The organism is Aeromonas rivuli (genome assembly GCF_000820045.1).
In the GTDB taxonomy this organism is placed as follows: Bacteria; Pseudomonadota; Gammaproteobacteria; order Enterobacterales; family Aeromonadaceae; genus Aeromonas; species Aeromonas rivuli.
The window spans coordinates 1-11687 of the sequence record NZ_CDBJ01000024.1; the positions used below are offsets into that span (position 1 = coordinate 1).

Below are 11687 nucleotides of genomic sequence, written 5' to 3' on the forward strand. Positions count from 1 at the left end.
CCCAGACCCGCCCCCGCCCCCTGTATCATCCCCTGCCATATCCAGATCTGCACTGTGCCACCCGCTGGCCAGCCCTGCCAGATCACCATGGGCAGCAACACCAGGGTTGAGGGCACGGCGACCAGGGCGGCCGCATCCAATGGGCCCAGCCCGCTGCGCTTCACACCCAGGGTAAACAGAGCCCAGAGCAGGGCGGCACCGATGAAATGGAGCTGACCGAGCCAGATCCCGGGGGCGCCGGTCAGTATCATCACCAGCAGCGCCGAGGCGATCAGGCTCAGTCCGAGCCGACGCCCCGGGCCGCAGCGCTCCCCCAGTCCCCACAACAGCAGTGCGACCCAGAGTGGTACCAGACCCGGGATGAGGGCGCTGCCCTGATTGACGGGGGCAAGCTGCATGCCGCTGGCCCCCAGCCAGAAGAAGGGGATCCCGGCACCGACCATGATGGCGAGCCGCCAGCGGGCAGGCACGGCCTTGAACCTGACTCTGGCCTGCCAGTAACGGGGGGCCAGCAGCAGGGCGGGGACCCCGTAACGGAGCAGCGCAAGGCCGAGCAGGGGCAGACTGGCCTGGGCTCCTGCCTTGAGGGAGAGAAAAAAGCCGGACCAGAGCAGCACTGTCGCCAGGGCTGCGGCCCAGCCACCGAGGCGGGAATGGGGAAGGTGAGACACAGGCGCTCCTTGCATGGTCAGGCTTCAGGGGTGAGCCTCGATTATCCCGCCAAGTCGAGGGGTGTTTCAGGGCAAACTCTTGGTGATTTCGGGGGTATATTGGTGGCTTCAGGTGATTTGAAAGGGACTTTTGATGGAAAACACCCAAATGCTCGACAGGATAGATTTACAACTGCTGCGGCTGCTGCAACAGGATGGCCGACTCAGCACGGTGGAACTGGCTCAACAGGTGGGCTTGTCCGCGTCACCCTGTGCCCGACGCCTCAAGCGGCTGGAGGGCGAGGGCCATATCGAGGGCTATCGCGCCATACTGGCGCGGGAGAAACTGGGGCTGGGGATCACCGTCTTCGTCAATGTGCGGCTCAGCCAGCACAAGGAGGCGCTGGTGGAGGCGTTCGAGCAGGCGGTGTCCGCCATGGGGGAGCTCATCAGCTGCCATACCGTCTCGGGGACTTATGACTATCTGCTGGAAGTGGTGGTGCCCGACTTGCCCGCTTACGAGCAGTGGGTGCGGCGCCTGCAATCTCTGGCGATGGTCAATGACATCAATAGCCACTTCGCCATTCGTGCGGTCAAGGTGATGGGGCCGCTGCCTATCTGAGGGCCCGCTCGTTGACCTGCTCCTGATCGAGCAGGGGCTGGCCGCTGGGATGGGCGATATGGAAGCCGCGTTTTCCCCCATGCTTGACCTGATACATGGCCTTGTCCGCCCGCGCCAGGGCCGTGCTGAAGTCATCCTGAGGCCGGATCTGGGCTATCCCCATGCTCAACCCTATGCTGGCTTCGCCGTTGGCGAGGGGGACGGGGGCCGAGATGGCCTGCTGGCAAGCCTGGGCAAGCTGCAAGGTGCGGGCATCCCGGCTTGACCAGGAGAGCAGCAGTATGAACTCGTCCCCCCCGAGACGGCCGAGGATGGCCTCCTCGGGACAGATGCTCCTGAGCCGGCGGGCCAGCTCGACCAGCAACTCGTCACCGGCCCTGTGGCCCAGGCTGTCGTTAACCTGCTTGAAGTCATCCAGATCGATGAAACAGAGGGTCTGATGGGAACCGGGAAACTGGCGCTGCAAGGCGGCGCGGTTGAGCAGGTGAGTGAGGGGATCCCTGTGGGCGAGCAGGGCGAGCTGCTGCTCGTACTCCTTCTCGTGGGTGACATCCATGTGGGAACCCATGACCCGCAGGGGATTGCCTGCCTGATCCCGCTCCACGACCCGGCCCCTGTCCAGCACCCAGGTCACCTTGCCATCCTTGGCCAGCATGCGGTGCAGTGCCTGATAGAAAGGGGTCTTGCCATTGAGGTGATCGAAGAAGGCTTGCAGCACCCGCTCCCTGTCTTCCGGATGCAGGTGCGCACGCCAGACGTCGAAGTGAGCCTCCATCTCCTTGGGCTGATAGCCGAGCATGGCGCCCCAGCGACGATTGAAGATGACGAGCTTGCCGGTGGGAATATGGTTTTGCCAGATGCACAGACCGGTACCATCCATGGCGGCGTCCAGCTTCTCCCGTGCGTCATCGGCGATGCGCTTGAGCCGCTCGTTTTCCTGTTGCAGTTTCCGGTAGGCGGCAAGCAGCGCCTCGTAATCCTGGGGGACCTTTCCTGTCACGTTGGGACCATTTGTCTCTGGATGCCCTGGCATATGGCACAGGCCGTGGGGGAGGGCTCAGGATGATACGGCGTCTCTTGGCCCCGGTTAGAGCGCTGACTATAGAGGGAATGGATGATTATTTCACCATAAGTCCACCGGTTGCAGGATATGATAGAAAGGCCAATTATTCGATTTATCAAATAAATGCCGCTGGAGGCCCGTGATCGGCGTACATCATCTCTCCCCCTGGTTGCTCTGCCTGACCCTGCTGATGGGGCCCGTCTGGGCAATCCCTCATGATACCGAGCATGGGCTCCCTAGGGGCGAATCCCTGCTTAGCGAGCTGACTCAGCTGGAGAATGGCTTCCAGCCCCACAGGGATTTTCAGGCCAGGGTGCAGGGGCTGTCAGGGCAGATCGATGCGACCCACCCCCTCTATGGCCGCCTGGTGAGCCTGCAGTGCTGGGCCCAGCCTGCCGAGAATACCAGCGACTACAGCGCCGCCATCACCTTTGCCAGCCAGCAGTTGCAACAGGCGCGGGCACGGCAGGATAAGCTGACCGAGATTGCCCTGCTCAACTGCCGGGGCTGGCATAACCAGTTGCTGGGCGAGATGACCAATGCCCGTCGCGACTATGATGCCGCATTCAAATTGGCGGAGGCGGCGGGGGCCCAGCGGCTGATGGCGGACGCCCTGAGCTATCGCGGCAACATGCAGGCCTATCAAGGGCAGCTGGCCGCCGGTCTCAAGGATCAGCTTGTCGCCCACGACCTCTATGAGCGACTCGGGCTCGAGGCCTGGCGTTTGCACCAGCTGGGGGAGATAGCCAATACCTATCGCCGCATGGAGGTGTTTGATCGGGCCCTCGAATACTTCAAGGAGCTGGAGAATGCCTACCTGCAGCAAGGCGATGAGGAGAACCTGAATGATATTCGGGCTCAACTCGGCATTCTTTACTCGGACACGGGGCGCCACGCCGAGGCGCTGGCACTGTTTACGGGGGCGGCCAGCTACTTCAAGGGCAAGGGGTGGAGCATGGACGAGGCCTGGGCGTTGACCGAGGTTGCCCACAGCCAGCTCAAACTGGGGCGAGTGAATGAGGCGCTGGTCCACTTGCAGCAGGCCGAGACCTTGCTCAATCGCAAACAGGAGACGGACGCTGCCACCCTGGGCCAGTGGCGGCTGGTCATGGGGCTGGCCGAGGAGGCCCACGGCCGGCTAAACCGGGCGCTCTACTTCCTGGCGGTGGCCGAACCCATCTTCATTCAGGAGCATAACAAGCGCTTCCTCGGCACTATCTACCGGGTGCAGGCACGGATCCTGGAAAAACAGGGGGAGGCCGCCGCCGCCCTGGCCTCCCTCAAACGCTACGTGGCGATCAGGGAGGCGCTGGAGCGGGATCTCGGCGCCCAGCGCTCTATCCAGATGCGCTTCGAGTTCGACCTGGCGCGCAAGGAGGCGGAGAACGAGAACCTCAAGACTCACCAGGCGTTGCAGACTCAGCTGCTGGATCGGGTCCAGGAGCGGCGCTACTGGCAGACGCTGGTGACAGTGCTGGCACTGCTGCTGCTCGGATCCATGGTGCTCTATCAACTCAGGCGCAGTCGCAAGATGCGCAGGCTCGCCATGACGGATGAGCTGACCGGCATCCACAATAGACGTCAGATCCAGGCCCAGGCGCAGACCATGCTGCAGCAGGCGAAGAGCCTGGATCAACCCTTCTCCCTGCTGCTTATCGACATCGATCACTTCAAGCAGATCAACGATGGCTGGGGTCATCAGGCGGGGGATCGGGTATTGGTCGCGGTGGCGAACTGCCTCTCTGAGGCGCTGCGCAGTCTGGACAGGGTGGGGCGCAACGGTGGCGAGGAGTTTCTGGTGTTGCTGCCCGACACCCTGCTGGCCGAGGCCGCCGAGGTGGCGGAGCGCGTGCGCCAGCAGGTGGCGGCACTCCAGGTAGCCGAATTGCCCGCCGAGTACCCGGTCCGGGTCAGTATCGGTTGCGCCCAGCTGCGCGAGGGAGAGAGCCTCAGCGAGCTGATCCATCGCGCCGACGAGGCCATGTACAGCGCCAAGCAGGGCGGTCGCAATCGAGTGTGTCGCGCCGACTGACCGCCATGGACTCCGCAGGCAGATCCGGCGCATGCCGGGCTGGGTATTTTTCACTCGCGCGGGTATAATGTGGCGCAATTTTGCTAAGACGCCGGACACTCGCACCCATGTAACGCAACGCCTTTCGCTTTTCATCAGACCCGCCCTGCTCGGGTTGGCTCGCGTTGCGCGCGTCGCAATCTCTTATTTCCCACGGTGGCTTGAGGCCGCCGCTCAATAGAAGAACGTCGAACTATGTCAGCTGAATTTCTGAGTGAAGTCTCCAAGAGACGCACTTTTGCGATCATCTCGCACCCGGATGCGGGTAAAACCACCATCACCGAGAAAGTCCTGTTGTTCGGACAGGCCATTCAGCGCGCCGGTACCGTCAAGGGCCGTGGCTCGGGCCAGCATGCCAAATCCGACTGGATGGAGATGGAGAAGCAGCGTGGCATCTCCATCACCACCTCGGTGATGCAGTTCCCCTACCGCGATTGCCTGGTCAACCTGCTCGATACCCCGGGTCACGAGGACTTCTCCGAAGATACCTACCGTACCCTTACCGCCGTGGATTGCTGCCTGATGGTGATCGATGCCGCCAAGGGCGTCGAAGACCGCACCCGCAAGTTGATGGAAGTCACCCGGCTGCGCGATACCCCCATCCTCACCTTCATGAACAAGATGGACCGCGAAGTGCGCGACCCCATGGAGGTCATGGACGAGGTGGAGCGCGAGCTCAACATCATGTGCGCCCCCATCACCTGGCCCATCAGCTGCGGTAAATCCTTCAAGGGGGTCTATCACCTCTACAAGGATGAGACCTACCTCTATCAGACCGGTCAGGGTCACACCATCCAGGAGAAGCGGGTGGTGAAGGGTCTGAACAACCCGGAACTGGACGCCGCCATAGGTGAAGATCTGGCTGCCCAGCTGCGCGGTGAACTGGAGCTGGTGCAAGGCGCCTCCCCGGAGTTCGATCACGACGCCTTCATCGCCGGCGAGATGACCCCGGTCTTCTTCGGTACCGCGCTCGGTAACTTCGGCGTTGACCACATGCTGGACGGCCTGACCGACTGGGCGCCGTCTCCCATGCCGCGCAAGACCGAAGAGCGTGAAGTGCTGGCGACCGAGGAGAAGTTCTCCGGTTTCGTGTTCAAGATCCAGGCGAACATGGATCCCAAGCACCGCGACCGCATCGCCTTCATGCGCATAGTGTCAGGGACTTACAGCAAGGGCATGAAGATGCGCCATGTGCGCCTGGGCAAGGACGTGAACATCTCCGACGCCGTCACCTTCATGGCCGGTGACCGCGAGCAGGCCATCGAGGCCTGCGCCGGTGACATCATAGGGCTTCACAACCACGGCACCATACAGATCGGTGACACCTTCACCCAGGGCGAGATGCTGAAGTTCACCGGCATACCGAACTTCGCCCCCGAGCTGTTCCGCCGCATTCGCCTGCGCGATCCGCTTAAGCAGAAACAGCTGCTCAAGGGGCTGGTACAGCTCTCCGAAGAGGGCGCGGTGCAGGTGTTCCGTCCGCTGATCAGCAACGACCTCATCGTCGGCGCGGTCGGTGTGCTGCAGTTTGACGTGGTGGTCTCGCGTCTGAAGAGCGAATACAACGTCGAGGCCCTGTACGAGGCGGTCAACGTCGCCACCGCCCGCTGGGTGGAAGGCACTGACGTCAAGAAGTTCGAAGACTTCAAGCGCAAGAACGAGGTTAACCTGGCCCTGGATGGCGGTGACAACCTCACCTATATCGCACCGACCATGGTCAACCTGCGTCTGTCTCAGGAGCGTCACCCGGACGTCTTGTTCCGCCAGACCCGCGAGCACTGATCCCGCGTAACCTTGTGTTGCTGATAAGAGAGACCCCGCCCACTGGCGGGGTCTTTTTTGTCTGTGCAGCAGGGCGATGGGGGGCTGGGAATGGTGCCTGGGCATGGCTATCGACAGGGGGAGCAAAGCGCCCTATAAAGGACCTTGTTCCATCATCAGGGAGTGACAGATGTGCGCCGAACTGCCCGTAGAGGCACAATTTCAAGCCTACAATGCTCGGGATCTCACCGCCTTTCTCGCCTGCTTTGCCGAGGAGTTCAAGGGGTACCGGATGCCGACAGAGGCTCCCTCCACCGTCGGCAAGGGGGCGCTGGGGGCTTTCTATGCCGAGCATCGCTTCAACAATCCGGCCCTGCGGGCCGAGCTGCTGTCGAGGACGGTGATGGGCAACAAGGTGTTTGATCATGAACGGATCCATGGCCTCTCCCCCGAGCCGCTTGAGAGCCTGGCCGTGTTCGAGGTAGAAGCCGGCCTCATCAAGACCGCCTGGTTTTATTTCCCGTCCTGATGCGGCTGTGATGGCACGGCGAGCGGGTCTCCTGCGGGTAAAGCTGATATAAGAGAAGGCCCTCGCGGGCCCTCTTTTTTTGCCCGCGTTCGAATCACCATAAGGAGATCGTCATGCTTGGACGCATTACCAACCTGTTCCCACTCTGGGCCTTGCTGTTTTCCCTGCTGGCTTATTGGCAGCCAGCGTTGTTCGTTGACCTCAAGACGCAGATAGTGCCGTTGCTTACCATCATCATGCTGGCCATGGGGCTGACCCTCAGCCCCAAGAATTTTATCGATGTGGTGAACAACAAGAGAGCCATCGGGCTGGGACTGGTGTTGCAGTTCAGCGTCATGCCGCTGGCGGCGCTGTTGATCAGCCTCTTGCTCGGTTTCGATGCCGAACTGACCGTGGGCATGGTGCTGGTGGGCAGTGTCGCAGGCGGCACCTCATCCAATGTGATGTGCTATCTCGCCAAGGGGGACGTGGCGCTCTCCATCACCATGACGGCGCTCTCCACCTTGCTGGGGGTCATCATCACCCCGCTGCTGGTACAGTTGCTGGCGGGCAAGAGCGTCGATGTCCCCGTGCTGGATATGCTGCTGAGCCTGGTCAAGATAGTGCTGGTGCCGGTCGTCATCGGGGTCGTGCTCAATAGCTGGCTGCAGGCGCTGACCGAGAGGCTTGAACCCGTGCTGCCCCTCATCTCCATGGCGGCCATCGTGCTGATCATCGCCATAGTGGTCGCTCTCAATGCCGGCCAGTTCGCCACCATAGGTCCCATAGTGGCGCTGGCGGTGATACTGCATAACGGCATCGGCATCACCGCGGGCTATTGGGTCAGCCGATGGCTCGGCTTCGACGAGCGGATCTGCCGCACCGTCGCCTTCGAGGTGGGCCTGCAAAACTCCGGACTGGCCACCGCGCTGGCGATGAAGTTCTTCACCCCGGCGTCCGCCGTGGCGGGCACCCTGTTCTCGGTCTGGCATAACCTGTCCGGCTCCCTGCTCGCCGGGTTCTGGGCCAAACGCCCCCTGGCCCCGGTCACTCGGGACGCTGACCAGGCGGCCATCAAAGAGAGCTAAGAGAGACCCGTCACCCTGGCGTCCCTCGGGACGCCAGGGTGATTGCTTGTCTAGTGCAATCTGTGGCCGCACTGGCCTGCTGGTCTAGCCAAGGGATTTCACCATGCAGATCTCGCAGGCGTCGTGACCTGTGCTGCCGAGCGGCCCAGGCAAGTGCTCGAAACCGAGGGATTCATAGAGTGCGGTCGCCTCGCGCAGGCTGGCCGTGGTCTCCAGATAACAGTGCTGGTAGCCGAGTTGCCTGGCTTCCTCCAACGCCTGCAACACCAGTCGTCGCCCCAATCCCAGCCCGCGCAAGTCGGGCAGGAAGTACATCTTCTGCAACTCGCACACCCCTTCCTCTCCCGCTAGCGGCGCTATGCCACCGCCGCCAAGAATGGTGCCGTCCGGCCCTTCAATGACCCAGTAGTGACTCGCGGCCCGGTGGTAGGTCTCAAACAGCTCGTCGAGTACGGGATCGGCCACGCCGTAACCCTTGTCGGCGGTGAGGCCATATTCGGCGGAGACGCGGCGCACCACGGCGGCGATGGCGGCGTTATCTTCGGGAGCGATGGAGCGAATGCGATAACCCTGCTGGCGACGGGCACGGGACAGGGCGCTGCGATAGAGCCGCAACCCCTCCCAGAGCCGCTCGCTCTCCTCGGGGGCGAGCTGAGCCAGGGTATCGCTCATGGCCTCATCCATCTGTCGGTGCAGATCGTGCAGTTGAGCTGCACCATGGGCGGTGAGGCTCGCCTGCTTGCTGCGCCCGTCCGAGGGATGGGCCTGCCAGGCGATCAGCTCTCGCTCGGCGAGCCGGGCAAGGGGGCGACTGGCGTTGGACTTGTCGATGCGCAGCCGATCGGCCAGTTGCTGATTGGTGGCGGGGCCGCTCTCCAGCTCGATCAGCAGATGGGCTTCGAGGGGGCTGAGGGCCAGGGAGCCGCACTGTTGGGAGAGCATGCCGAGTTCACGAACCAGATCGCGCGACAGGGCGCGCAGGGGGCGGGGATCCATCTCTGTCTGTCCTTTTGGTTGTAGATGACAACCAATATAACCATCAGGTTGTTATCAACAACCTTTTTGTTGGGGCGCTCGGCTGAGCCGCCAGCAGGGGCGGAAAGGCGGGCAAAAAAAAGGGCCCTGAGAGGGCCCAAACATTGGAAACCCGCGCCGGGGCGCGGATCCCATCCTTGGTCAAAAAATAGTGAGGGGACGCCATGGCCTGAACAGGGCTCTGTCCAGGCCTTATGCCAGGGTTTAGACCAACTCGGCCAGCATGGTGTCGGAGTAGGGCACCAGGGGCTCGGATTTTTTCACCCGCGCCAGATAGTCCGGGTTGGCGATGAGCGGGCGACCGATGGCGATAAGATCGAAGCGGTCAGCCTTGATCGCTTCGGCAGCGGTTTCTGCGCTGTAGTTGCCGACCCCGACCAGATGACCATCGTACTGCTCGCGCAGGTAATCGGAGGCGCGGCCACCCAGGTAATCGAAAGTGAGGCTGTCATCGAAGATGCCCAGATGCAGATAGGCCAGGGTGCGCTGGTTCAGCTCGCCGAGCAGGTAGTCGAAGACGGCGCGATCCCGGACATCGCCCTCCATGTGGGCATAGGCACCGGGGGAGAGGCGCAGGCCAACCCGATCGCCACCGATGCGGGCATTGACTGCATCCACGACCTCCAGGGCGAAGCGGCTCATGTTCTCCGGGGTCTGACCATATTGGTCATCGCGCAGGTTGCTGGCATGGTGCAGGAACTGATCGATGAGGTAGCCGTTGGCGCCGTGGATCTCGACCCCGTCAAAACCGGCTTCCATGGCGTTGGCAGCGGCCTGGGCGTACTGCTCGGTCAGCTCGACAATCTCATCCACGGTCAGGGCGCGCGGCACCGGATAGCTCAGTTCGCGCATGCGCGGCAGGGTGCCTTCCAGGCCGATGGCGGACGGGGCGACCGGCTGCTGGCCGTGGAAGAAGGAGTGGGAGACCCGGCCCACGTGCCACAGCTGGGCGAAGATCTTGCCGCCCTTGGCATGCACGGCGCTGGTCACCTTCTTCCAGCCTGCGATCTGCTCAGGGCTGTAGAGGCCGGGGGTGTCCGGATAGCCCTGACCGTCCGGGCGAATGATGGTCGCTTCGGAGATGATGAGGCCGATGTCGGCGCGGCGGCCATAATAGGCAGCCATCTGTTCGGTCGGCACCAGGCCGGGGCCAGCCATGCAGCGGGTCAGCGGCGCCATCATGAAACGGTTGGCCAGGGTCAGGCTGGCATTGAGGCGATAAGGCTGAAACAGAGTATCCATGGCGATGTGTCCTGGGGAAGATGATTCTTGAACGTGCATTCAAGATGTTTTTTGCTTTGTGTGCAAGTCTTTTTTGAATGTGCATTCAAGATAAGTTGGCCCGACCCTGCCCCTGGGGTAGACTTGCCGCCATATCAACCCCTAGCCACAGGATCCCCGATGCGCAGCGCCGAGTTCAACCGCGAAACCGTCTTGCAAAATGCCATGGAAGCATTTCGATCCAAGGGGTATGCCAAGACCACCATGCAGGATCTGGTGGCGGCGACCGGTCTGCACCCTGGCAGTCTCTACGCGGCCTTTGGCAACAAGCGCGGCCTGTTGCTGGCGGCGGTGGATCACTACATCGAGAGCAAGCGGGCCTGTCGTCGAGCCCGGTTTGCACAGGGTGAGCCACTGGCGGCCATCGAGGGTTTTTTGCGGCAGGTGGTGAGCGATACTCTGGATGGTTGCTGCCTGATCACCCGCACCCTGGTGGAGCTTGCCGAACAGGATGAGGAGCTGCGTCTGCGCCTCAAGGCGAACTATGGCGAGTTGGAGGAGGATTTGGCGGTCGTGCTCGAACAAGCCAGAGGGAAGGGGCAGCTTGGCGCTGAGGTCGCCACCCCCACCCTGACCGCTTTCCTGCTGGTCAGCATCCAGGGTCTGGTCACCGTCGGCCAGTGTCGTCCCGAGCCCGAGCTGCTCGGCGATGTGGTCAGCCAGATCATGGCCTCCCTGCGCGCCTGACAAGGGAGAGGGAAACAACAGTGGCTCCCGCGGGAGCCACTGTTGTTTCTGAGAATGGCCCTCGCAGCCGGGTGTTTGCCCCCTTCTCCCCCCTCGGGAGAAGGGCTGGGGATGAGGGGGGGAATCTAGTCACTGCAATGACAATCTGATAAACGCCAGCACCCCATCCATCCGCCCCAGGACCTCGTTATTCCACACCCTGATCACCCGAAACCCTTCGCCATTGAGATAGGCCGTTCTGGCCTCATCCTGTTGTTGACCCTCCGGCTGATTATGCTGCGAGCCATCGACCTCGATCACCAGCCGCTGTTCCAGGCAGATGAAGTCCACTATGTAGGGCCCGACAGGGAACTGGCGGCGGAACTTGAGCCCCTCAAACCGGCGATTGCGAAGCTGGAACCAGAGCCTCTGTTCGGCCAGGGTCGCTTCGGTACGTAGGTGTTTGGCGAAAGGATGGGTCTTCATCACGAACCTGCGGTGCTGTTTGAACCTATATAGGTATAGCCATCCGCCAGTCTGCTCACCCGCTGGTCATAGCAGCCCTCACCCTGGCCCTCTCCCAGAGGGAGAGGGAACCGATCGGGGAATCCTTGAAAGTGAAGATCACAAAGGGCCTCATAGTGCCAAAACATTGAAGCCTTGGCATTTTGGGTCTTTGTCGCTTTGTCGCTTTGTCGCTTTGTCGCTTTGTCGCTTTGGCGTGTCTGCTGTCCCGATTCTTTCTATTTAACGCCGATCTACTCCCTTCTCCCCTCGCGGGAGAAGGGCTGGGGATGAGGGGGATCAGTCAGGACTCACCAGTTCCTTCATCAAGTCTTTCAACCAGATCAAGGCCGGTTGCTGGGCGTGCCGCTGAGAGTGTGCCAGACGCAGCGGGCTTACACCGGGCTCACCAGTTCCTTCATCAAGTCTTTCAACCCG

The 11687-nt window shown here is 62.0% G+C and carries 11 protein-coding genes; 6 read left to right on the top strand and 5 right to left on the bottom strand.

Going from position 1 to position 11687, the window contains the following annotated elements; all coding sequences use genetic code 11:
- Positions 1-671, bottom strand: a 671-nt coding sequence (locus BN1130_RS04000) for a DMT family transporter (protein WP_052448182.1), incomplete at its 3' end; no start/stop codon positions are given.
- A 133-nt stretch (positions 672-804) separates the two neighbouring features.
- On the opposite strand from BN1130_RS04000, the gene BN1130_RS04005 reads away from it, so the two are divergent.
- Positions 805-1272 carry an Lrp/AsnC family transcriptional regulator gene (locus BN1130_RS04005; protein WP_232301923.1) on the top strand — a complete coding sequence of 156 codons (468 nt, stop codon included), beginning with the start codon at positions 805-807 and terminating at the stop codon, positions 1270-1272.
- On the opposite strand, the gene BN1130_RS04010 is transcribed toward BN1130_RS04005, so the two are convergent.
- Positions 1265-2272 carry a diguanylate cyclase domain-containing protein gene (locus BN1130_RS04010; protein WP_232301924.1) on the bottom strand — a complete coding sequence of 336 codons (1008 nt, stop codon included), beginning with the start codon at positions 2270-2272 and terminating at the stop codon, positions 1265-1267. The genes BN1130_RS04005 and BN1130_RS04010 overlap by 8 nt on opposite strands.
- A 202-nt stretch (positions 2273-2474) precedes the next feature.
- Here BN1130_RS04010 and BN1130_RS04015 point away from each other — a divergent pair, with 202 nt between their 5' ends.
- The 4 genes from BN1130_RS04015 (at position 2475) to BN1130_RS04030 (ending at position 7763) form a co-directional block, all read left to right on the top strand.
- Positions 2475-4367 (top strand): GGDEF domain-containing protein, encoded by a 1893-nt coding sequence (locus tag BN1130_RS04015; RefSeq protein ID WP_052448183.1) that lies wholly within the window; start codon positions 2475-2477, stop codon positions 4365-4367.
- Positions 4368-4601: 234 nt separating this feature from the next.
- Positions 4602-6188, top strand: coding sequence for a peptide chain release factor 3 (gene prfC / locus BN1130_RS04020; protein WP_042040473.1), 1587 nt, complete (start codon positions 4602-4604; stop codon positions 6186-6188).
- Between the two features lie 169 nt (positions 6189-6357).
- Positions 6358-6696, top strand: coding sequence for a nuclear transport factor 2 family protein (locus tag BN1130_RS04025; protein ID WP_042040474.1), 339 nt, complete (start codon positions 6358-6360; stop codon positions 6694-6696).
- Between the two features lie 113 nt (positions 6697-6809).
- Positions 6810-7763, top strand: a complete 954-nt coding sequence (locus BN1130_RS04030; RefSeq protein ID WP_042040475.1) for a bile acid:sodium symporter family protein — start codon at positions 6810-6812, stop codon at positions 7761-7763.
- 84 nt (positions 7764-7847) lie between these two features.
- Here BN1130_RS04030 and BN1130_RS21495 read toward each other — a convergent pair whose 3' ends face one another.
- A complete protein-coding gene (locus tag BN1130_RS21495; RefSeq protein WP_042040476.1) occupies positions 7848-8759 on the bottom strand; it encodes a bifunctional helix-turn-helix transcriptional regulator/GNAT family N-acetyltransferase in 912 nt (303 codons plus the stop codon).
- Positions 8760-9002: 243 nt separating this feature from the next.
- Complete coding sequence (locus tag BN1130_RS04040) at positions 9003-10040, bottom strand: alkene reductase (protein ID WP_042040477.1); 1038 nt, start codon at positions 10038-10040, stop codon at positions 9003-9005.
- 159 nt (positions 10041-10199) lie between these two features.
- Between BN1130_RS04040 and BN1130_RS04045 the strand changes: the two genes are divergently transcribed.
- Positions 10200-10766 carry a TetR/AcrR family transcriptional regulator gene (locus BN1130_RS04045; protein WP_042040478.1) on the top strand — a complete coding sequence of 189 codons (567 nt, stop codon included), beginning with the start codon at positions 10200-10202 and terminating at the stop codon, positions 10764-10766.
- Positions 10767-10895: 129 nt separating this feature from the next.
- Here BN1130_RS04045 and BN1130_RS04050 read toward each other — a convergent pair whose 3' ends face one another.
- Positions 10896-11231 (bottom strand): endonuclease domain-containing protein, encoded by a 336-nt coding sequence (locus BN1130_RS04050; protein WP_042040479.1) that lies wholly within the window; start codon positions 11229-11231, stop codon positions 10896-10898.
- Positions 11232-11687: the final 456 nt, after the last annotated feature.

Excerpts from the sequence above, each read along its gene's own strand:
- BN1130_RS04005 (WP_232301923.1), top strand. The coding sequence starts at position 805 with ATGGAAAACACCCAAATGCTCGACAGGATAGATTTACAACTGCTGCGG.
- prfC (WP_042040473.1), top strand. The coding sequence starts at position 4,602 with ATGTCAGCTGAATTTCTGAGTGAAGTCTCCAAGAGACGCACTTTTGCG.
- BN1130_RS04025 (WP_042040474.1), top strand. The coding sequence starts at position 6,358 with ATGTGCGCCGAACTGCCCGTAGAGGCACAATTTCAAGCCTACAATGCT.
- BN1130_RS04030 (WP_042040475.1), top strand. The coding sequence starts at position 6,810 with ATGCTTGGACGCATTACCAACCTGTTCCCACTCTGGGCCTTGCTGTTT.
- BN1130_RS21495 (WP_042040476.1), bottom strand. The coding sequence starts at position 8,759 with ATGGATCCCCGCCCCCTGCGCGCCCTGTCGCGCGATCTGGTTCGTGAA.
- BN1130_RS04040 (WP_042040477.1), bottom strand. The coding sequence starts at position 10,040 with ATGGATACTCTGTTTCAGCCTTATCGCCTCAATGCCAGCCTGACCCTG.
- BN1130_RS04045 (WP_042040478.1), top strand. The coding sequence starts at position 10,200 with ATGCGCAGCGCCGAGTTCAACCGCGAAACCGTCTTGCAAAATGCCATG.
- BN1130_RS04050 (WP_042040479.1), bottom strand. The coding sequence starts at position 11,231 with ATGAAGACCCATCCTTTCGCCAAACACCTACGTACCGAAGCGACCCTG.